Genomic DNA, 21,587 nt, shown 5'->3' with positions numbered 1-21,587 from the left:
GTTTTCATAGAACTTTTGACACTACCGGATGAACCATCATAACTGCTGTCCCAGTTAATACAAATTTCCCTTTTTTATGAATTAACTAGCTGGTTCTTCTGAATTTTCCCTGTCGCATTCCTTGGTAATTTTTCGATAAACTCTATCTTTTGGGGAATCTTGTATCTAGCCAAAAATAGTTTGCAATATTCGATAATTTCCTCTTCTGTTAGTAAACTCTCTATCTTTTTTACAACAAAGGCTACTGGAGTTTCTCCCCATTTCACATCAACAACTCCTACTACTGCTACCTCTACAACATCTGCTAACTGACCAATTATTTGTTCAAGTTCCAACGGGTAAATGTTTTCTCCACCGGAAATAATCATTTCTTTTTTCCTTCCCACTATATATAAAAATCCCTCTTCATCGACCCTTGCTAAATCTCCTGTGTATAACCATCCATCCTGAAGAGCTTCAGCTGTTGCTTCTGGTTTATTCCAGTATTCTTTCATTACATTTGGACCACGGACAATGAGTTCTCCAATATCTCCCCTTTTCACAATAGCTCCCTCTGAATCTATTAATTTATAATCACAAAACATAACAGGCTTTCCAATAGACCCGATTTTCCGTTTAGCATCCTCTTTAGAAAGCATAAACAATGTTGGTGATGTTTCAGTCATCCCAAATCCTTGACCAAACAGTAACCCCTTATCAAAAAAAGCCTGAATTAGTTCATGAGGACATGGTGCACCACCGTTATAAAACCATCGTACAGATTCCAAATTGGTCTTTTCAAAAGAAGGACTATTCAAAATGGCCTGATGAATTGTAGGAACGCCCATTACAATTGTCACTTGATGCTGCTCAATCAACGATAAAGCCTTCTCCGAATCAAATTTTCCCTCAGGTAAAATTATGGTCCCTCCAGTAAAGAGGGTCGGAAATGCAAATAAACCAATTCCACCAATATGAAAAAGTGGAAGTAACACAAGTGAACGGTCATTTGATGTGATATCAATTGCAGTACAATTATTGATGGCATTCCAAAACATATTATCCTGTGTTAAAACCGCCCCCTTAGGCTTACCGGTTGTTCCCGAAGTATAACAAATTATAAAGGGAGCGCTTTCATTAATATGTAAAGAAATGTTCTTATTTCTATCTTCAAGATTCCTTACGTTTTCTATAGGAATTATTTCTCTCAATTTACTTTTCTTCTGTAACGAAATAGTTGTACTTTTAAAGTTAGTTTCTAAAAATAGAATCTCTGTCCCACTATCATTTAATTGGTATAAAAGCTCATTTTCCGTTAAACGAGTGTTAAGAGGGACAGCGATACATTCTAGTTTTGCTATTGCAAATAATAAAACAATATATTCATATCTATTATGGGATAAAATCGCAATGCGTTCTCCTGCTTTTATAGATAAATCTTGTTTTAAGAAAGTAGCTAATTTGTCTACATCTAGTTTCAAAACTTTATAGGAGATCTGTTCTTTTTCTGTAATTATGGCTATACGCTCTGGATGTAATTCTGCTCTTTTATCAATCCAATAAGCAATGCCTTGCATAAAGTCTCCTCCTTGTTATTCCTTTTTAAGTCCATCAAATATTAGTGTCATTGCTGCTTCAAACGCCTCCTCTGGGACATCCTGTTGTTCCCAATATACCCATCTCATTCCAAGAAATTGACCAATTGACATTAAACAATACGCAACCGTTTCTTGATCAATTTCTTTAAATTCCCCAACTTCGATTCCAGTAGTAAGACTTTTTAAAAATCCATTTGCGAGTTTATCATAGTACCATCGATAAAGGTCTTTATCGACCACTACCGCTTGTTGAACAATACTATATAAATTTCTACGGCTCTTTACCCAATTAAAGAAAGCCTTGAAACCTTTCCTTTGTGCATCTTCGAAATTTTTGGATTTACTCATTTCTTCTTTTATTGCTAAACGAAGTTCACGACTATATTGTCTAATTAGTTCGTCAAAGATATCTTTTTTTGAGGGAAAATAATTATAAAATGTACCCTGAGCAACATTGGCTTCTTGTGAAATATTTACAATTGAAGTTTCATAGTATCCCTTTTGTCCAAATACCTCCTCTGCTGCACGTAATAGTTTCTCTCTTGTTTCTAACCCTTTTTGAGTCAATACTTTTTCTTCAGACTTAATTGTTTTTGACACCTGAATCACCTCTCAGTTTTATTATATGCAAATTTTAGAATTTTACAACAACTTTTTTCACAAAAAAAACAAACTACTATCCTGTAGTAGTTTATTGGACAATCTATTATCTATTTTTGTGTTTGAAGGACCATTTCGTACATTTGTTTTGTTGGTTGCATTGGCTCTACTCCTAGTTCTTCCTCTAATGCCGCAACACATTTTCTATACCACTTGATTGCTTGGGGACGGTTGTTTTTATGATAGTAGCAAAACATCAATAATCGATATGCTTCTTCCCATGTACGATCCTTTGCTAGAATTTGTTCACACCAATAAATGGCTTCTTCAAATTCTTCCGTTTGAACAAAGCCTTGCGCAATGCGTTCAGCACCCCGTAAAAATAATACTTGGAGCCTCTCCCTCTCACCCAAACACCAATCTTCATATCTTCGGTTCGGTAAATAATCACCTTCATAGTATTCTAATGCCCGCCGTAAGCATTTGATAATCTGGTCCGTATCCTTTTCATGCAAACCCGCATGGATCCATTCTTCAAATTCGATAATATCTAACTGATAGCCAGCTTCCTGATTCAATCCATAAGATGATCCAATCCGTTGGATAAAAAAAGGAGTTGATCTAGCGACACGGTTTGGCTCTAATGCATTGTTTAAGGCATTTAAAGCAACTTTAAAATCTCTCGCTGCTGCTGCTTCTTCATGCTCTGGCCAAAGCATCGCAAATATTTCTTCGCGTGCAACCATTCGATTTCGCATCGTTACAAAAAGCTCAAGCAACTCCTTAGCCTTTCCACGCTGCCAATCAGATTCTTCCACCTCTTGACTACCAAGCCACACTCGAAATTTACCTAAAGTTTGAATTCGTAATGTGTAACCAGGATGTGATGTGATATTTGAATATCCTAGGTCATTTAGCAATTGATTTACATACGGAAGATGAATTCCTTCCCTCTGAGCTTCTAGTAATAAAGGCATAATATTATATAAATCTAGCGGTCCAAAAGTCGTTCGTTTTGTAAGGATAAAATCATATCCTCCGACCTGCAGTTTCTTGAGAAAGTTCGTAATGAAACCTTTAAAAGCTGCTCCGTTCTTCTGATGAAAATAGAGAAATGCAAACCAAAGCTGCGTTAGTACAATTCCATATTGGTCACCACAATTTATATACAAAGCCTCGCATCTTGTTAAATATTGTTCAGCTTCCTCCCATTTTTCATTATGAACAGAAGATATTCCCATGCATAATAAAATTAGTGCAGATAGCCATGCGTCCTTAACCTTTTCTGTCTCATCCAAGGCCCTATTGCCATATTCAATGGCCCGGTCATATAATCCTCGATTTCCATTTAAAAGACATAAGCCCATCAAGGGTTCTGCCTTTCCTCTTGATACATTTATTTCATCCATAATTTCAAGAGCTGTTTCATAGCATTGTAATGCTAATGAAGAATCATATTTATCGAGTAATTGCACCGCATGTCCCATGCGCATCCAGCCACAAGCCTCAACAAATGGTGCTTGAAATTGAACTCCTTGCTTTATCCCGGATTCTGCGAGCTCTTTTGCCGCTTGACCATTGCCCATAAAAGCTTCAATTAAGGATAACAGTAGATCTGTTTCGCGATGAGATTGCTGTAAATGAATGGTTTTCTGATTACTTTCAACCACTTTCTTTTGTGTAAGAATTTTTTTCGCTTCTACAAGTTTACCAGTTCGTAAATAAAGCCTAGATTCCAAGTTTCCATCTAATAGTGGAATATTTAAGCTTCTCCCTTTTTCAAACCATTTTTTCGCTTTATTTGCTTGGCCCGCATTTGCAAGGTTTTCAGCCATTAATTGGTATAATTTACTTTTATCTTCATTAGAGGAGGACTCATTTTCTTCAAGAGCCTCAATCGCCTGTAATAAATAGCGCTCGGCTTTACCCGGCTGGATTGTATCAAGATAGATTCTTGCTTGTCCCTCATATGCCTTGCTTAAACTCAGAAGGTCTCTCGCAGACTCTGCCAGGTGTATTGTTTTTATGTAACAAGCCTCAGCCTCTTCATAGGAGCACCGGTACCTCAATGCTTCCCCCTTATATAGCCATAATAGGTAATAATGATTCATAAGAGATTCTGGAATGTTTTTAATCCGGTCCAACAAACCCTCAAGTTGCCCGTTTTGAATCATTTTCGCTCCATAATGGTGTAGAATTTCTGCTATTTTCTCAAAGTCTCGAATTGCCTCAAGATGATATATTGCTTGATTATAATCACCAATTCGTTGATAATATCTTGCAGTTTGAATATGGAGGTTATAAAAGTGCCGATCATTCGTCGAGAATAACCTTTGCTCAAGAAACTCCTTAAACAAAGCATGGTAGCGATACTGCCCTTCTCCAATCGAAAGTAAAAAAAGATTATGGTCAGAAAGCTCTTTTAACATTTCTGCTGAACTTCGTATTCCTAATACCTCATCACATACTTTTCCATTTACTTCTTCAAAAATGCAGGTATTTTCAAGAAATTGCTGAATCATTGGAGGTTGTTTCATAAACACTTCCATCGCAAGGAAACGAAATAACTCATCAAGTGATTTTGATTTATTATTAAGAATTGATTCCAATCCACCGTCAGAAGAAAGCTGTTGGCGAATCATGCCAATTGCAATAATCCATCCTTCTGTTAGTGAAAAGATTTTTTCAATTTCTTTCTCAGTCATATCCCCTTCGTACAAATCACTTAACAGGACTTCAACCTCATCATACGAAAACATAAGGTCGCGCTGCCGTATCTCTAAGAGTTCCTCTTTCACAATCATCGAAGTCAGAAAAGCCCAGGAAGGTTTTTTCCTACTTGAGATTACAAGATTTAAATTAGGTGGAAGATGTTGAATCAACCATGTCATCCACTGGTCAATTGAAGAAGAATGCTGAATCAAATGGTAATCATCGATGACAAGCATAATACTCGAATCTAGTATGGTAATTTCATTGATAAATAACGAGCAAAGGGTTCGTATTTCTTCATCACGTACATACCGTTCAATATTTTCAACATAAAGCAGGAGTTCTGTTCCAAAACCGTGGTGATTTTTCCGTATAGCATAGACCACATATATTAAAAATGGAATAATGTCATCATCATTTGGTCCTACACTATACCAACACGACAACTTTTTCTGATCACGAATAAAAGATGCAAGTGCAGTTGTTTTACCATATCCTGCTCCAGAATGGAGGATGGTTAGCGGATATCTTGGAATCGTTTTCATTTTCTTCATTAATGAAGGTCTTCTTAATACGGTGTCCTTTAAGTTCGGTGGAGTAATTTTTGTTTGTAGAACTTGTATCTTGGTACCCATCCCAAAACCTCCCTTCTTCTAAAAATTGATAATTTTGGTACTATTTTATCATATCCAAGCTAAAAAAGAACTCGAATTTTGACTGAGTTCTTTGTGATGTTATAGATAATTTATTAAGTTCTTCTTAGTTTAATAGTTCCATTTTGTCGAAAGGCCAGTATTTAATATTAACCTTTCCCACAACTTGTTCCATCTTTACAAAACCAAAATGGCGACTATCCCAACTGTCTATACGATTATCGCCAATAACGAAAATATGATTTTCGGGAACTGTTGATTTTCCTGCCACTTCTTCAAGGGTAAAGTCACCTGTTAATTGCCCAACGAATAGTTCCTTTTTAAACGTATCTAAAAATGGTTCGGAAACACTCTTTCCGTTTACATAAAGTACATCGTCACGATACTCAATATGATCCCCTGGCAATCCAATAACCCGTTTAACAAAATCTTCTTCTTTATTTTTATGGAATACAACAATATCAAAGCGGTCAAGCTCCCCAATTTTCATTCCAAGCTTGTTGACCATTAGGAGGTTTCCATCCTCGAGGGTTGGCATCATTGATTCACCCTCGACTATGTAGTTTGTAAAAAAGAAGGTTCTTAAAAAAACAACAATGATCAAACTGATTCCTAAAGATTTAACAAAAGAAAAATGATGTTTATTCTTTGCTGGGGTTTCCTCCACCTAAACTCCACCCTTCACTTTAGCATTTTTTTATGCCTCATCTTCCTTAAGACGAGTCGGCTTTACTTTTAACCTTGCTTCTACTCTTTTACCTACAATCCATAGTACAAATATAATAATAACTACAATTATCGTTCGAACTGGTTGTTGAAAAAGAGCTCGTATATCATAGCCTATGAAGCTAATAGTGAATATCATTACTAATTTTCCACTTAAAACTGCTAAAACAAATTGAGGTGTACTTACTCTTGAAAGCCCGGCTACTAGATTAATTGCCGCTGATGGGGTAAATGGAAAACATAATAGGAGGAATATTGGACCAAATCCGTGCCGTTCAACCCAGTTAATAAGACCTTTCACCTTTTTATGGCGACTGACAAATGAAAAGAATCTTTTTTGACCATACTTACGAACTAGGAAAAAGACAAGGAGAGAACCTCCAATTGCCCCTACCCATGAATACAAAAACCCAAGCCAAAGTCCAAATGCATTCGCATTCGCTACGACAAATGCAACAAGTGGTAGAAACGGGAGAAACGCTTCTAACATTGGAAGAAAAATTCCAGGCAATGGACCAAATGACCGATAATCCTTCAATAATTCTTCAATATTTTTCAGTGTAATGAGTTCTTTAATTGCTTCTATGTCCATAAGAATCTCCTTGTTAACTTACTACCCTTATTGTACACCCAATTGGGCATTACTACCAAAAATAATTTTCACATAGAAAAAGACACTAGCATTTAGGTCTAGTGTCTTTTCAATTCTTATACGAGATATTCTACAAACCAATCTTTTATATGGTCAAGGCGGGCCACTCTTAATTTTGGATTTCCACTTCTAGATAATTCATGGTTAGCACCTGGGAAACGAACAAATTTTGTTGGTTTCTTTTGGTGTTTCAAGGCAACATAGAACTGCTCTGCCTGTTCGATTGGACAACGGAAATCACGCTCACCATGGATGATTAATAAAGGAGTTTCTACATTCCCCACATATTTGAGTGGTGAGTGATTCCATAACTTTTCAGGATCTTCAAGGAAATTCCCTTTTAACTCCCACTCAGTAAAGAAGTATCCAATATCACTTACCCCATAAAAGCTAAGCCAGTTTGAAATCGAACGTTGTGTAACCGCAGCCTTAAATCGATTTGTATGACCTACAATCCAATTCGTCATGAAACCGCCATAGCTGCCACCTGTTACACCAAGCTTTGTTTCATCAACAAAGTCAAAATGCTCCACAGCATAATCAGTTGCTGCCATCACATCTAAATAATCCTTGCCGCCATAATCACCTCGAACAGCATCAACAAATTGTTGCCCATAGCCATGACTTCCACGTGGATTTGTAAAGACAACAACAAATCCCTTGCTAGTTAACACTTGAAACTCATGGAAATACGTATTAGCATACATCGCATGAGGACCACCATGTACCTCAATAATTGTTGGATACTTTTTACCTTCTTCATAACCAACTGGCTTCATCACCCAACCATTAATTTCCCAGCCATCTGGAGCATTAAATGTAAAGCTTTGCGCATCTGCTAATTCAATATTCTGTAAAAACACTTCATTTACATTTGTGAGTCGATTTATATCGCCAGTACTTAAATCTAAATAATATAGATCTCCTGGTTCATTTGGTTTACTGATACCAACAACTGCCTTATGATTTTTTACTGTTAGTGCAAATACATGCTGGTTCTCGAATAAGGATGGATAGATTTCACCCTCAATTGAACCATAATAAACTCCTGTGCTGCCATGATTACTTAACAGAAAGTAGAAACTTCTGCTATCTTCGTTCCAAATAACACCAGGATTTGAACCACCTAATTGGAAGTCGGCAGCAACACAATCCCCTACATATGCATCTAACTCACTTGTTAAACAAGAAAGCTCGGCACTTTCATTTGAATATAACCAAATCTTTGGTAAAGTGGCACCTGCAAATTCTTGTTCATGCCCAATTAATGCAATATATTGGCCATCCGGTGACCAAGAAGGGGTAGCAAAGTTACCTGTGCCATTCGTAATCTTTTCATAGCTCTTATCTTTAAGCGACATCACATAGACATCCGAAATCAAATTATAATCTGAATCCTCACTGATATCTCCTACAAATGTAAGTTTAGATCCATCTGGAGACCAACTTCCTGCCGTATAATCATTTTCCCCTGATGTTAATTGCTCCACTGCACCAGTAGCTACATCTACCAATGCAAGATGTTGATTCTTATTATCTAAAAATCCTGCCGCATCAGATTTATAACGAATTCTTTCGACAACCATCGGTTCAAGTTTTTTCTCATCTTCGTCTTTCTTCTTCTTTTCTTTATCCGTGACGCTCTCGTCATGTGCTAATGAAGTAGTAAATAAGATCTTTGAACCATCCGGTGACCAGATCGGATTTCGTGCCCCGTTTGCACAATATGTAATTTGTTTTGCTTCACCACCGTTTGTATGTAAGCAATAGATTTGCTGTTTTCCAGAACGATTCGATACAAATGCAATTGCTTCTCCATTTGGGGACCATCGTGGCGAACCGTCTCTCACATCGCCAAAAGTCCATTGAGTTACCTTACCTTCAACAGTGCCAACATATAAGTGTGAGTTATACTCGTGCTTATCCTTATTAATTTCAGTTTCCACAAACACATATTTGCTTCCATCTGGAGAAAACTGTGGATCATTGACTGTTTTTAATTCATATAAATCCTCTGCTACGATGCCTCTACGTTTTATCTCTGTCATTCTTCTCCCGTCCTTTTTTGCGAATTGTCAAAGTAGTACCTCATACATTATGCACCACTATTAAAAGTATTTCGACACTAGAAATACTTTTTCCTTCTCTCTTCTTGATTCTTCTAAAAATATGTCTTATTATATATACAAACATACGTTCTAAAAAAAGAGGGATAATCATGACAAGAATACCTGAGGATGACCGAGCTATTTTTGAAAAAGCTATCTTTTTACCAATGGTTCTTACCATCCTTAATCGTGATCTGACAGCAATAGAAACAGCTGGCTTTAAGTTAAAAAAGCCGTATCTCCATTTACTTGAACATACAATGAAGAAGGTTCAAAAAGACCTCTATACAATTAAACTGCAAATGAAAAAGAAAAATATGAAGGTATGGGAAAAACAAAGAGATGAGGCATTCACATTATTTTCATTCATGTATCGAGGCTATGAAGAGGAACATAACTACTTTAACCCACGGATTCGAAATGAAGTTCAACAGTTGCTTGAATCTTATTTCATCGAAAAAAATGACAATGATTGAGTTTAACAAATGTAATACTGGAAACTAATACATTATTGGTGATCAGATTGATTTGGTATACTTTCATTGTTTTGAGGATTTAGTATAAAATTAATGCGTTTATTAGGCTTGTCCATTCTATTGGTAACAATCGTTCGCAGTTGTGCAGTTCTATGGAGTTGGTTTTGGAAGGATCCTTTCGAAATTTGCAATTTTATAGCTTGTTTATTTGTAAAAATAACAGTTGTGTTCTCATTCACACTATATCTACAATCTGAAACATAGTTATGAGATAGCCATGCACAGTCTTGCTTTGTTGGCGATGAGGTTGGAAATAAAAAAATCTTATTAGACGCTTCAACAATAATCGGGGCTTTATGAGTCACTCCCATGATTTCACGTGTCCCTTCTTGCCTGCCCTTAAGTGAGCTTCCAAAATAACGGCAGCTTCGGTCGACGATCTCAGTCGGCTTCATGGCTACAACGTATTCACCTTCAACTTCAAGCACCCTTGAGCAAGTATTTTTTCCTATTTCTATAGGTAATACTGCCATTGTGTCTGGATTAATTTCATATTCCATCAGATAATTCGTTTGCTTAACATCCATCTATTCATCCCCTTCAAATTATTATAATATTCCACTAATGGAAGCACTTTCATATTAGCACTTCTAGGTATTTATAACTATACAGTTCACAAAAAATTCACAAAAAAAAGAGTGGAATTTCTTAATCAAATACGCCAAGGCGTATTTGCGTCCGATTTTTTTCGAGCATGCTCGAAAACTTACCTTTGAAAAATCGTGACATCCGCCGGAGGCTTTAACTTATTCAGACGGGGTACCAACCCCGACTGTATATAGTTAAAATGCTCTTTAATAAGATAAAAACATTTTTAAAAGAAGACCACCAAGTTCATTTCTATGAATTTTCATTTATTTGTCCAAGCTCTTTTTCGGCTAGATAGGAGTTTGCTTGTTCTAATGTCGTATGCTCATCAACCGAATTACCCGCATAGGCAGATTCAGAAAGAAAAGGATTATTTGTGTCTAGGGCATTTGACATTCCGAAAACTGGATTTAATGGTGTATTCTTTGGGATATCGTGATTGGAACCCTCATTTAAATTTTTCATATTTTTCCACCTCCATTATTATCATGCATGTAAATACAAATTATCATTCAACAATTTAACTTTAGTCAGTTGAAGTTTACCCAGACAATATTAGTATTCCAAATAAATTTTTAAAAAGTCTAAAAATTCGGTTGATTTTACGTGTCCACCTAAATATACTATTAAAAAGGATTAGGAGTGAGCTTTCATGAAAAAAAGAAAAACATACTCTGAGATCATGAAGTCACGGGATACGAAAAATTTCAAAGCACCAAGGGAATCGGTATTAGACATATATATTCAAATGATTATCGATGAGAGCCTATTTAAAAGAAGAAAAGAGCTATTAGAAACCAGGGTTAATGAAGCAATTGATTCAAACAACGAAGGATTGTTTATGGAAGCTTCAGAAGAGTATCGCAAATTATTTAGCAAAACGTCATAAGATAAAATTGTAAATTCCAATAATAACCGAAAAAAACTGACTAACAATTTGTTAGCCAGTTTTTTATGAGCCGTATTATTTTGAAAACTGTGCTTCTTCAGTAGAGCCTTTTAGAGCGGTTGTAGAAGATGTTCCTCCTGTAATGACCTGTGCCACTTCATCGAAATATCCTGTTCCTACTTCACGCTGATGTCTTGTAGCTGTATAACCATGCTTTTCGCTTGCAAATTCAGCCTCCTGAAGCTCTGAATATGCCCCCATTCCTCTTTCTTTATAGCCTCTAGCTAACTCAAACATGCTGTGGTTTAGAGCATGGAATCCAGCCAACGTAACAAATTGGAATTTGTAACCCATTTTTCCGATTTCTTTTTGGAAATTCTCAATGGTCGTTTCATCTAGTTTCTTCTTCCAGTTAAAAGATGGAGAACAATTATAGGCTAATAGCTTTCCAGGAAACTTCTCATGAATAGCATCTGCAAAACGCTGTGCTTGTTCTAAGTCTGGCTCAGACGTTTCACACCAAATCAAATCAGCATATGGTGCATATGCCAAACCACGTGCAATTGCTTGGTCAATACCTGCCTTTGTCCGGAAGAAACCTTCTGGTGTTCGTTCACCTGTGATGAATTCCTTATCAACAGGATCGATATCACTTGTAATTAAGTCTGCAGCGTCAGCATCAGTTCTGGCTACTAAAATCGTTGGTACTCCCATTACGTCGGCAGCTAGTCGAGCGGAAATTAAGTTTCGTACGGCTGTTTGTGTTGGTAATAAAACCTTTCCACCTAAATGGCCACATTTCTTTTCAGATGAAAGTTGGTCTTCAAAATGAACACCAGCAGCACCCGCTTCGATCATGCCTTTCATTAATTCAAATACATTCAACTGTCCGCCAAAGCCTGCCTCTGCATCTGCCACAATTGGAGTAAACCAGTCAGTGTCTCCCTGACCTTCTAAATATTGAATCTGATCTGCGCGTTGTAGCGCTTGGTTAATACGCTTTACAACACTCGGAACACTGTTGGCTGGGTATAGACTTTGGTCAGGGTACATGTGCCCTGAGAGGTTCGCATCAGCAGCTACCTGCCACCCACTTAAATAGATTGCCTTTAAACCTGCTTTTACTTGTTGAACAGCTTGATTGCCAGTTAATGCACCTAGTGCATGAATATAATCCTCTGTATGAAGAAGGTTCCAAAGCTTTTCAGATCCCCTACGCGCCAATGTGTGTTCAATATCGATTGATCCACGTAAGCGAATCACATCCTCAGCACTATAAGTTCTTTCAATTCCTTTCCATCTTGAATCCATTTCCCAGCTTTCTTGCAGTTTTTGAACTCTTTCGTTTGTCATTTTATATTCCTCCTTGTATTCTACTCATTTATTAATCTATAAAATTTCATATCCAGGTAAAGTTAAAAATTCAACAAACTCATCATTCGTCACTAAGTCCTCAAATAGACGAGTTGCATCCGCAAAACGACCTGCTTCAAATGCTTCTATGCCGATTTCTTGTTTAATATTTTCAAGCTCTTCCTCTTTCAGTTGATGAACTAGCTCAAGTGTGACCTTTCTTCCATCCGCTAGTATTCCTTTTGGATGGCGGATCCACTGCCAAACCTGAGCTCTAGAGATTTCAGCTGTAGCTGCATCCTCCATGAGATTATGAATCGGTGCGGCACCATGCCCACGAAGCCATGATTCAATGTATTGAATGCCAACATTGATATTCGTACGAACTCCTTGCTCTGTAATAGCTCCTTCTGGGACTGCAATGAGTGCCTCGGCTGTCACTTGAACGTCTTCACGTTTTTTATGAATTTGGTTAGCTCCAAGCATTACTGTATTAAATACTTCTCTAGCCACCGGCACGAGCCCTGGGTGAGCCACCCAAGTGCCGTCATGACCATTGTTCGCTTCACGTTCCTTATCTGCTCTTACTCTATGAAAGGCTTCCTCATTAGCTTTCGGGTTATTTTTCACAGGTATTTGGGCAGCCATCCCACCAATAGCATGAACATTGCGTTTATGGCAGGTCTTAATGACATGCTGTGAATAAGCACTCATAAATGGGGCTGTCATCGTGACCACCGAGCGGTCTGGTAATATCACATCTTCTACATTTCGAAATCTTTTTAAATAGCTAAAAATATAATCCCATCTACCACAATTTAGCCCTGCAGAGTGTTCTTTTAGTTCATATAAAATTTCATCTACTTCAAAGGTTGCTAGAATCGTTTCAATTAAAACAGTTGCCTTTATCGTTCCTTGGGAAATTCCAATTTCATTTTGTGCAAAGATAAAAACATCATTCCAAAGTCTTGCTTCAAGATGACTTTCCATCTTTGGCAAATAATAATATGGACCACTCCCATTCTCAATCAAGTATTTCGCATTATGATAAAAATAAAGTCCAAAATCTAGTAAACTCGCTGAGATACGGTCGCCATCAAGTTGTATATGTTTCTCTTCTAAATGCCAGCCACGTGGACGGACAACAAGTGTTGCAGTTACATCGTGAAGCTGATATTTCTTTCCGTTTGGATTTTCAAATGTGATTGTCTTTCTTACGGCATCTCGTAGATTTATCTGTCCCTCGATAATGTTATTCCAAGTTGGAGAGGTAGCATCCTCAAAATCAGCCATGAATACTTTTGCTCCTGAATTTAATGCATTAATGATCATTTTTCGATCGACTGGGCCAGTAATTTCAACTCGCCGATCCTCTAGGTCTTTTGGAATCTGCGCAACTGTCCAATCTCCATTTCGGATATGCTCTGTTTCAGGCAAAAATGTTGGCATCTTTCCATTATCGATTTCGTTTTGTCTTTGCTGTCTCTTTTCTACTAGTTGTTTCCTTCTTTCTCCAAAATTTCGCTCTAGCTTTTCAATGAAGTTCAATGCCTGGGGTGTCAAAATTTCTTCATACTGCTCATTCATCTTTCCCATGATCTGAATTCCTGAGGTTTGTGTCGTCATTTTGTCCCTAACACCTTCCTTATATTGTTATAATACAGATTATTAATTCTAAAAGTATTATATAACACACTTTTCAAAATTGGAACATTTTTCTGCAAGTTTTTATATAACAATTTGCAAAATAGTAATTCTGTACTATAACAACGCAAAAATAAAGAAAGCCTTGTTAACAGATTTCACTCTGAAAACAAGGCTATTAAGGTTATTTCTCACTCTTTTCAAATTCGTTCGTATACGTAATTCTTTCAAGCATTGTTGGGTGTCCATATCTAAACATCTTCACTAAGAATGGCGGATTCACTTGACTTAAACCAGCTTTTGATAATTCTTGGAATGACGAAACTGCAGCCTTGTTATCCTCCGTCATTTCAAGTGCGTACAGATCAGCTGACTTTTCCTGGTGTCTTGAAACAGCATTTGAGACTGGGTCAGAAACAAAACTTAAAACAGAGATTAATAATAGAAACACTGGAAGAACGGCAATATCTTTTACACTTGATATCTTAAACAGATGGCCCCATTTTCTAACCATAAAGGTCATAAGCTTGCTAATAATAAAGAGTCCTACTAAGGTTATAAGCAAATAACCGGCAATGCCAATATAAATATGCTTCATCACGTAATGCCCCATCTCATGGGCCATAATAAATAAAATTTCATCTTCATTCAGACGTTGAAGTGTTGTATCCCATAGCACAATTCGCGAATTAGAGCCTATCCCCGTTACATATGCATTAAGGGCATTTGTTTTTTCAGACATATTTACTTCAAATACATGGTCCGCAGGAATATCCGCACGATCTGCCATCTCAAGAATTTTTGTTTCTAACTCTTTATTGGTCAATGGAAAAAAGTCGTTGTAAAGTGGGTCTATAATAACTGGTTGTACAAACATGAGAAACATGGAGAATGGGATTGATAGAAGCCATGCATGGAACCACCATCTTTTCTCATTTCTACGAATCAACCAAAACAAGACGCCTACAATTACAATCATTAACGCATAATTCACCCAAAAATCAATCAATAAATCCTTCATCCAGCCTTGAGTCGATTGTACAGTGATATTATATGTTTTTGAAACATTGTAGCTAATCCATGATAGTGGAAATGATAAAACTTCTACCAACAAGGAAAGCCAAAATAAATAAATCGCTGTCTGTAGGATTGAAAACTTAGCTGATACTTTTGACCAATTACGGAATTTTGCTGAAATCCCAATCACAAGGACGAGTATATAAATCAGCCATTCAAACGGTACTGACAGGAAAAACAAAAGGTTTCTAATTTGTGAATACTCTTGGCTTAATAAAAGCTCACGATCATTCATAAATGTCTGTGGGTCCGCTGGGCTCCCTTTTAGCTGTGCAGGGATGTCCGTATTTGCTCCAAAAAATAAATACCATGCTATAAATAAACCAAAAACGAGATAAATTCCAAGTGACCATCCGATTACTTTTTTCACTATGCTGTCCCCCTTTATGTACAACCCTCTTACTAGTATTTTAGTTTAAAGGAGGGCCAGATAGAACAATGACTTTCCTCATATCTTCATTTTTGACAATATAAGCGTATAAAAAACTCATTGATTTCTAATTCATAATTAGTTATCATGAATGAAATATAATCGAAATTCTGTGATGAAGAGAGTAGTCCTGATGTAACCGATAGCGAGTTGGGGATGGTGAAAGCCCGATGGTGAAAGCAAGATGAACCGCACTTCTGAGGAGCTCACCTGAAATAAGTAGGGTGTGCCGGGGGAACCCGTTACTTATTAAGTTAGGTTCATCGTGAACAATTGGAGTGGTACCGCGGGTAAATCTCGTCTCTTTTATAGAGACGGGATTTTTTTATCTTTAAAGGAGGGTTAGAAAATGAATGTTATACAAGTGTATGCCGAAGCAATATCAAAGCAACTACAAGATGTTTTATCATATGAAGAAGTAATAAAACTTATTGAAAAACCAAAATTTCAGGAACAAGGTGATTTAGCATTTCCTTGTTTTGCCCTTGCCAAGCACTTGCGAAAATCACCTGCTTTTATTGCACAAGAAATGGCACCTTTAATTCAAGGATCCCTGTTTGAAAAGATTGTTGCAGAAGGGCCATATATAAACTGTTTTCTAGACAAACAGGAAGTGAGTAAACATATTCTTCAAACCATCCTTGCCAAAGAGTCAGATTACGGAAGCAACAACTTTGGTCAAGGAGCGACAATTACCATTGATTTTTCCTCGCCAAATATCGCAAAGCCTTTTTCGATGGGGCATTTGCGTTCAACTGTTATCGGTAACGCGCTTGCCAAGATTGTGGAGAAATGTGGCTATCAACCACTTCGAATTAACCATCTTGGAGATTGGGGTACACAATTTGGAAAACTCATTGTTGCATATAAACTTTGGGGTAATGAAGAAACCGTTAGAAACAACCCGATAACGGAGTTGCTCAAGCTCTATGTACGTTTCCACGACGAAGCCCAGACAAATCCACAACTTGAAGATGAGGCAAGAATGTGGTTCAAATGGCTTGAAGAAGGAAACGAAGAAGCCTTAAACCTTTGGCGATGGTTTAGAGAGGAATCATTAAAGGAGTTCTCACGAATTTATTCCCTGCTAGATGTTGAATTTGATTCCTATCATGGAGAAGCATTTTATAATGACAAAATGGAAACTACAGTAGCAATGTTAAACGAAAAAAATCTTTTATCTACGTCAGAGGGTGCAGAGGTAGTTGATTTATCTGAACAAAATCTCCCTCCTTGCTTGATTAAAAAATCTGACGGTGCAACCCTTTATGCAACTAGAGATGTTACAGCAGCCATCTATCGGCAGGATCACTACCATTTTGCTAAAGCTATCTATGTAGTAGGACATGAGCAAAGCTTGCATTTTAAACAAATCTTTCTAGTACTTGAAAAAATGGGTTATCAGTGGGCGAAGGAAATGGTCCATGTTCCATTTGGTTTTATCCTTAAAGATGGAAAGAAAATGTCAACACGAAAAGGAAAAATAGTTCTGTTAGAAGAGGTTATGAAGGAAGCAATCGAGCTCGCAAAGCAAAACATTGAACAGAAAAATCCAAGTCTCGTAAACAAAGATGAAATCTCGAAAATGGTCGGTTTGGGAGCAATCATTTTCCATGACTTAAAGAATGAACGACTCAACAATATTGAATTTTCACTAGAGGAAATGCTTAAATTCGAAGGAACTACCGGACCTTACGTTCAATATACTCATGCAAGAGCTTGTTCTATTTTACGAAAGGCGAAGCTTTCAGGGGAAACAACAAATGGACTTTCCGATTCGCATAGCTGGTCAGTTGTGAAGCTTTTGATGGATTTCCCGGCAACCATCCAAAGAAGTATGCAGCAGTACGAGCCTTCAGTAATTGCAAAATATGTAATAGAGCTCTCTCAAGAATTCAACAAGTATTATAGCCATGTAAAGGTTCTTCAAGTGGATGAAGAAATGAATGATCGAATTGCATTGGTCCGTTCCGTTACCATTGTACTGAAAGAAGGATTACGATTGCTAGGAGTTAAAGCTCCCGAGGAAATGTAGTAGGCCCAGGACGTTTTGTCCCGGGCTCTTATTCTGGATGATACTGATATTTTTTCAGGTCAATTATACCGTTTACAACCTCTATCCCTTCATCCTTTAGAAAGATGACTTGAGCAGCACGTGTTTCCTCATCTGCGATCGCAATTTCACCCTTGGAGTTGATAACCCGGAACCAAGGAAGGTTATATTTCTTACTCATCGAGTGAAGGATCCTCACAACCTGCCTTGCACCTCTTGGACTTCCAGCGAGTTTTGCAATCTGTCCATAAGTCATAACCTTTCCAGACGGTATTTGCTTAATGATTCTTATAACACTTTCGGTAAATGGTTTCATATCAACTTTATCCTAACACTAAAAGTAATGATTGTGAGCTCACTAAACTTATTTCCCTTTATAGTTCGGTTTTCTTTTTTCATTAAAGGCAGCCAGCGCTTCCACCCTGTCCTCCGTTGGGATGATCACTTCATACGCTTTGCGTTCAATCTTAAAGCCTGTATGTAGGTCCGTGTTCAACCCTTGTTTAATAGCAAATTTAGCTTGCTGTAAGGCAAGAGGACCGTTCTTTAATATATCGATTGCTAGCTTCATGGAAGCTTCCATTAGTTCTTCACGCGGTACAACACTTGATACAATCCCATATTCTTTCGCCTCTTCGGCGCTAATTCGTTTTGCAGTTAGTATTAGCTCCATTGCTTTTGTTTCACCAATAAGGCGTGGAAGTCGTTGCGTTCCTCCAGCTCCAGGAATGATTGCCAGACTTGTTTCTGTCAACCCCATCTGTGTATTTTCAACCGAAATTCTGAAATCACAAGCTAACGCAAGCTCCATTCCACCACCAAATGCATAGCCATTGATTGCAGCAATAGTTGGCTGTGGTAAATCTCCGATACTAGCAAAAACCTGACCTATTTTATATACATTTCTTCTAACCTGTGCTTCATTTAATGTTTTTCGTTCCTTTAAATCTGCACCCACACTAAATGCCTTTTCACCTGTTGCAGTAATGATAACAACGCGAACATCGGCATTTGTACGGATATCCTCGACAACCTCATCAAGTGTTTTAAGCATCTCATAATTAAAGCAGTTCAACGCTTCAGGGCGATTCAATGTGACAGTTGCAACGTGATTTTCAACTTGGTATAAAACTGTAGTCATAGTTCCACCTCTTCTATAATTTTAATATCGCTTACATCCTATTTCGCTTCAAACTAAAAAATTCCTTTAACAATTTTTATCCGCGTCGACATACAAAAAGGAACAGGCCGTTTGACCTGTTCGCTACCTTATTTATTCGTAACTAAATCCTTTAAGGCACGACGGAGAATCTTTCCGGTCGTATTTTTAGGAAGTTCTTCTAGGAATTCTATTTTACTAGGAAGCTTGTATTTAGCTAAATGCTCACGACAATAATCAAGAAGATTCTCTTCTGTTAGCTCTTCTTCCTTCTTCACAACATAACAGACAACTGCCTCACCCAGATTCGGGTCTGGCACCCCAAAAACAGCAACTTCAACAACACCAGGATGATTATAAAGGACTTCTTCTACTTCTCTTGGATAAACATTATATCCACCAACATTAATCATATCTTTCTTGCGGTCAACGATATAATAATAGCCTTCTTCATCCACTTTTGCTAAATCACCCGTATAAAGCCAGCCATTGCGTAATGTTGCAGCACTTTCTTCAGGCATTTTATAATAGCCCTTCATGACATTTGGGCCACGAACAATCAACTCTCCAACCTGACCAACAGGAACTTCGTCACCATTTTCGTCAACAACCTTATTCTCCACATTTACAATGTTTGTCCCAATTGAGCCTGGTTTACGTGGCCGATCTAACGGATTAAAGCAGGTTACAGGTGATGCTTCGGATAAACCATAACCTTCAGATACAAGAACATTGAACTTCTGCTCAAAGCTCTTTAAAAGCGCAACAGGCATTGCTGCACCACCTGAAATACATAAGCGCAAAGAGCTTAGGTCCTCAGGATTTCCATCAGGAAATTGGAGGAGAAAATTATACATCGTTGGTACCCCCGCGAACACAGTTGCCTGATGCTCGCTAGCGATTTGGAATACTTCCTTTGGGCTGAATTTAGGTATAATCAGCATTGTTCCACCGCTCATCAACGGTGCATTTAATGCGACTGTCATGCAGAAAACATGGAACATCGGTAAAGTTGTAATAACCCTATCCTGATCAGAAATTTTTAGGTATTCCGCAACATCCCTTGCATTGCTGTACAAGTTCATGTGGGTCAACATGGCTCCTTTTGGTTTACCTGTTGTACCAGATGTGTACAGGATTACGGCAACATCCTCATCTTCAAGCGTTGGTCCATCGTATGAGAGTTGACCTGAGCCAACAACCTCTGTAAACGATTTCAATTTTGGGTAGATTGATAGTTTTGTGACATCGACTCCACCATTTGTACCCTGTGGTGTTTCGCTAACAATGAGATGTTCAACTTTCGGAAGGTGTTCATTCATCTTTTCAAAAAGTGGGACAAGCAAGTCTAACGTAATGACAGCCCTTACATCTCCACTGTTAATAATATATCCGATTTCATCCGGAGTATATATCGGATTAATTGGGATAACTGTTGCCCCTACACGTAGTGCACCGTAAAATCCAATTACAAAATGTGGAGTGTTGCCTAGTACTAGAGCAATGTGATCACCCTTTTTAATTCCCAGCTTCTCCAAGCCATTTGCAAACTTTGTAACTGCACCATCTAATTCAGCATATGTACTTACATTCCCTTGAAAAATATATGCTGGTTTTTCGAAGTATTTCTGCGCTGTTTCCCCTAGTCGTGATGATAGATTCAATTTTCTCCCTCCCTCAGTCAATATTATGAATGAGTAGTCATTCATTTATTGACAAAAAATAATATTCTAAATATATTATATTGAAAGAAAGTTTTACTATCAAGATGGTATTGCATATTTTTATAAAAAGCGGACTAGATTGTATGAATCTAATCCGCTTTCGTCTGTTATTTAATAAATTAAATTGATAAAATCATCTTTCGTAATTTTACCGAAATAATGCTGAATATCAACATTCTCTAATGCTTGTTCTAGCTCCGCTTTTTCATATTTTGTTCCAATTAAACGTTTCTCTATATCTTCTACATCACCCACACCAAAGAAGTCACCAAAAATTTTACAGTTTTCTATCATTCCCTTTTGTACTTCTAGTCGCACATCAATCGAACCTACAGGGAAGCGATGAGTATGCTGGTAATTGAATTTTGGAGATTTTCCGTAGTTCCAATCCCAGTTTTGATAGCGTTCTTTTGAGAGTTCATGAATGTTTTCCCAATCCTTGTCTGTTAGTACATATTCAGGAACATCACCATCTGTGTTAAAAATATAGCGTAGCAGCATTTGTCTAAATTCTTCAATTGTAATTTTTTCATTTAGGAATTCGCTAATATTCGCAACTCTACTTCTTACAGATTTTATCCCCTTCGACTCAATTTTATCCTTTTTCACTTTAAGTGCTGACACTACATGGTCAATTTCCGAATCGAACATTAGTGTTCCGTGGCTGAACATTCTACCCCTTGTTGAAAATTGAGCGTTTCCTGATATTTTTCTTCCTTCCACCTCAATATCATTTCGGCCACTTAACTGGGCATTTACACCCAGTTTATGTAATGCTTCAATTACAGGCTCAGTAAACTTTTTATAATTGTGGAAGCTTTCTCCATCGTCCTTCGTAATAAAACTAAAATTTAAATTTCCTAGGTCATGGTAAACAGCTCCACCACCCGATAAGCGTCGCACTACTTTAATCCCATTGTCTTCTACATACTGCGTATTGATTTCCTCAATTGTGTTTTGATTTTTTCCAATGATTATTGAAGGAGCATTAATATAAAATAATAAGTAAGTCTCATTTATATCTAAATTTTTTAGTGCATACTCCTCAATAGCTAAGTTAATTTGTGGATCATGTATTCCTTTATTATCGATAAATAACATCGTAT

The 21,587-nt window shown here is 37.4% G+C and carries 18 protein-coding genes and 1 other annotated feature; of the genes, 3 read left to right on the top strand and 15 right to left on the bottom strand.

The genetic code is table 11. From position 1 onward, the window contains the following. Positions 1–74: 74 nt before the first annotated feature. The 6 genes from CKJ95_RS11055 to CKJ95_RS11030 all read right to left on the bottom strand — a co-directional run bounded on the left by CKJ95_RS11055 (position 75) and on the right by CKJ95_RS11030 (position 8,968). Positions 75–1,556, bottom strand: coding sequence for an o-succinylbenzoate--CoA ligase (locus tag CKJ95_RS11055; protein ID WP_099353470.1), 1,482 nt, complete (start codon positions 1,554–1,556; stop codon positions 75–77). Between the two features lie 15 nt (positions 1,557–1,571). After that, positions 1,572–2,177, bottom strand: coding sequence for a TetR/AcrR family transcriptional regulator (locus CKJ95_RS11050; RefSeq protein ID WP_099353469.1), 606 nt, complete (start codon positions 2,175–2,177; stop codon positions 1,572–1,574). Positions 2,178–2,287: 110 nt separating this feature from the next. Next, positions 2,288–5,524: a BTAD domain-containing putative transcriptional regulator gene (locus CKJ95_RS11045; protein WP_099353468.1), complete on the bottom strand. Its 3,237-nt coding sequence runs from the start codon at positions 5,522–5,524 to the stop codon at positions 2,288–2,290. Between the two features lie 124 nt (positions 5,525–5,648). Next, positions 5,649–6,209: a signal peptidase I gene (gene lepB / locus CKJ95_RS11040; protein WP_099353467.1), complete on the bottom strand. Its 561-nt coding sequence runs from the start codon at positions 6,207–6,209 to the stop codon at positions 5,649–5,651. 30 nt (positions 6,210–6,239) lie between these two features. Then, complete coding sequence (locus CKJ95_RS11035) at positions 6,240–6,860, bottom strand: TVP38/TMEM64 family protein (RefSeq protein WP_099353466.1); 621 nt, start codon at positions 6,858–6,860, stop codon at positions 6,240–6,242. Between the two features lie 116 nt (positions 6,861–6,976). Beyond that, on the bottom strand, positions 6,977–8,968 hold the full coding sequence (locus CKJ95_RS11030) for a S9 family peptidase (RefSeq protein WP_099353465.1): 1,992 nt from the start codon (positions 8,966–8,968) through the stop codon (positions 6,977–6,979). 170 nt (positions 8,969–9,138) lie between these two features. Here CKJ95_RS11030 and CKJ95_RS11025 point away from each other — a divergent pair, with 170 nt between their 5' ends. Next, entirely contained in the window at positions 9,139–9,504 is a 366-nt protein-coding gene (locus tag CKJ95_RS11025) for a hypothetical protein (protein WP_099353464.1), read from the top strand. A gap of 32 nt (positions 9,505–9,536) precedes the next feature. Here the strand turns inward: CKJ95_RS11025 and CKJ95_RS11020 are convergent, their stop codons facing one another. Both CKJ95_RS11020 and CKJ95_RS11015 read right to left on the bottom strand, forming a co-directional pair. Then, a complete protein-coding gene (locus CKJ95_RS11020; RefSeq protein WP_099353463.1) occupies positions 9,537–10,091 on the bottom strand; it encodes a competence protein ComK in 555 nt (184 codons plus the stop codon). Positions 10,092–10,404: 313 nt separating this feature from the next. Continuing rightward, a complete protein-coding gene (locus tag CKJ95_RS11015) occupies positions 10,405–10,617 on the bottom strand; it encodes a hypothetical protein (RefSeq protein ID WP_099353462.1) in 213 nt (70 codons plus the stop codon). A 187-nt stretch (positions 10,618–10,804) separates the two neighbouring features. Here CKJ95_RS11015 and CKJ95_RS11010 point away from each other — a divergent pair, with 187 nt between their 5' ends. Beyond that, on the top strand, positions 10,805–11,041 hold the full coding sequence (locus CKJ95_RS11010) for an IDEAL domain-containing protein (protein WP_099353461.1): 237 nt from the start codon (positions 10,805–10,807) through the stop codon (positions 11,039–11,041). Positions 11,042–11,116: 75 nt separating this feature from the next. Here CKJ95_RS11010 and aceA read toward each other — a convergent pair whose 3' ends face one another. The 3 genes from aceA to CKJ95_RS10995 form a co-directional block, all read right to left on the bottom strand. Beyond that, complete coding sequence (gene aceA, locus CKJ95_RS11005; protein WP_099353460.1) at positions 11,117–12,394, bottom strand: isocitrate lyase; 1,278 nt, start codon at positions 12,392–12,394, stop codon at positions 11,117–11,119. Between the two features lie 36 nt (positions 12,395–12,430). Further along, positions 12,431–14,020: a malate synthase A gene (gene aceB / locus CKJ95_RS11000; RefSeq protein ID WP_099353459.1), complete on the bottom strand. Its 1,590-nt coding sequence runs from the start codon at positions 14,018–14,020 to the stop codon at positions 12,431–12,433. Between the two features lie 202 nt (positions 14,021–14,222). Further along, positions 14,223–15,485 carry a M48 family metallopeptidase gene (locus tag CKJ95_RS10995; protein ID WP_099353458.1) on the bottom strand — a complete coding sequence of 421 codons (1,263 nt, stop codon included), beginning with the start codon at positions 15,483–15,485 and terminating at the stop codon, positions 14,223–14,225. A gap of 163 nt (positions 15,486–15,648) precedes the next feature. Further along, positions 15,649–15,853, top strand: a binding site (T-box leader). A 41-nt stretch (positions 15,854–15,894) separates the two neighbouring features. Here CKJ95_RS10995 and argS point away from each other — a divergent pair. Then, positions 15,895–17,580 carry an arginine--tRNA ligase gene (gene argS / locus CKJ95_RS10990; protein ID WP_099353457.1) on the top strand — a complete coding sequence of 562 codons (1,686 nt, stop codon included), beginning with the start codon at positions 15,895–15,897 and terminating at the stop codon, positions 17,578–17,580. A 28-nt stretch (positions 17,581–17,608) separates the two neighbouring features. On the opposite strand, the gene CKJ95_RS10985 is transcribed toward argS, so the two are convergent. The 4 genes from CKJ95_RS10985 to CKJ95_RS10970 form a co-directional block, all read right to left on the bottom strand. Beyond that, complete coding sequence (locus tag CKJ95_RS10985) at positions 17,609–17,914, bottom strand: MGMT family protein (protein ID WP_099353456.1); 306 nt, start codon at positions 17,912–17,914, stop codon at positions 17,609–17,611. A gap of 48 nt (positions 17,915–17,962) precedes the next feature. Then, a complete protein-coding gene (locus CKJ95_RS10980; protein WP_099353455.1) occupies positions 17,963–18,739 on the bottom strand; it encodes an enoyl-CoA hydratase in 777 nt (258 codons plus the stop codon). A 128-nt stretch (positions 18,740–18,867) separates the two neighbouring features. Continuing rightward, the gene (locus CKJ95_RS10975; RefSeq protein ID WP_099353454.1) at positions 18,868–20,421 is read right to left on the bottom strand and encodes a fatty acid--CoA ligase family protein; all 1,554 of its coding nucleotides are present in this window, start codon (positions 20,419–20,421) and stop codon (positions 18,868–18,870) included. Between the two features lie 171 nt (positions 20,422–20,592). Beyond that, positions 20,593–21,582: a lipoate--protein ligase gene (locus CKJ95_RS10970; RefSeq protein WP_099353453.1), complete on the bottom strand. Its 990-nt coding sequence runs from the start codon at positions 21,580–21,582 to the stop codon at positions 20,593–20,595. Positions 21,583–21,587: the final 5 nt, after the last annotated feature.

The sequence above is a fragment of the Fredinandcohnia onubensis genome (assembly GCF_002734285.1).
In the GTDB taxonomy this organism is placed as follows: domain Bacteria; phylum Bacillota; class Bacilli; order Bacillales; family Bacillaceae_L; genus Ferdinandcohnia; species Ferdinandcohnia onubensis_A.
The sequence above is the reverse complement of the archived record's forward strand: the minus strand, read 5'-3'. Positions and strand labels throughout refer to the sequence as shown.

Bases quoted from the DNA above. Each gene is read 5' to 3' on its own strand.
- CKJ95_RS11055 (WP_099353470.1), bottom strand. From the start codon at position 1,556: ATGCAAGGCATTGCTTATTGGATTGATAAAAGAGCAGAATTACATCCA.
- CKJ95_RS11045 (WP_099353468.1), bottom strand. From the start codon at position 5,524: ATGGGTACCAAGATACAAGTTCTACAAACAAAAATTACTCCACCGAAC.
- CKJ95_RS11035 (WP_099353466.1), bottom strand. From the start codon at position 6,860: ATGGACATAGAAGCAATTAAAGAACTCATTACACTGAAAAATATTGAA.
- CKJ95_RS11030 (WP_099353465.1), bottom strand. From the start codon at position 8,968: ATGACAGAGATAAAACGTAGAGGCATCGTAGCAGAGGATTTATATGAA.
- CKJ95_RS11025 (WP_099353464.1), top strand. From the start codon at position 9,139: ATGACAAGAATACCTGAGGATGACCGAGCTATTTTTGAAAAAGCTATC.
- CKJ95_RS11020 (WP_099353463.1), bottom strand. From the start codon at position 10,091: ATGGATGTTAAGCAAACGAATTATCTGATGGAATATGAAATTAATCCA.
- CKJ95_RS11015 (WP_099353462.1), bottom strand. From the start codon at position 10,617: ATGAAAAATTTAAATGAGGGTTCCAATCACGATATCCCAAAGAATACA.
- CKJ95_RS11010 (WP_099353461.1), top strand. From the start codon at position 10,805: ATGAAAAAAAGAAAAACATACTCTGAGATCATGAAGTCACGGGATACG.
- aceA (WP_099353460.1), bottom strand. From the start codon at position 12,394: ATGACAAACGAAAGAGTTCAAAAACTGCAAGAAAGCTGGGAAATGGAT.
- aceB (WP_099353459.1), bottom strand. From the start codon at position 14,020: ATGACGACACAAACCTCAGGAATTCAGATCATGGGAAAGATGAATGAG.
- argS (WP_099353457.1), top strand. From the start codon at position 15,895: ATGAATGTTATACAAGTGTATGCCGAAGCAATATCAAAGCAACTACAA.
- CKJ95_RS10985 (WP_099353456.1), bottom strand. From the start codon at position 17,914: ATGAAACCATTTACCGAAAGTGTTATAAGAATCATTAAGCAAATACCG.
- CKJ95_RS10980 (WP_099353455.1), bottom strand. From the start codon at position 18,739: ATGACTACAGTTTTATACCAAGTTGAAAATCACGTTGCAACTGTCACA.
- CKJ95_RS10970 (WP_099353453.1), bottom strand. From the start codon at position 21,582: ATGTTATTTATCGATAATAAAGGAATACATGATCCACAAATTAACTTA.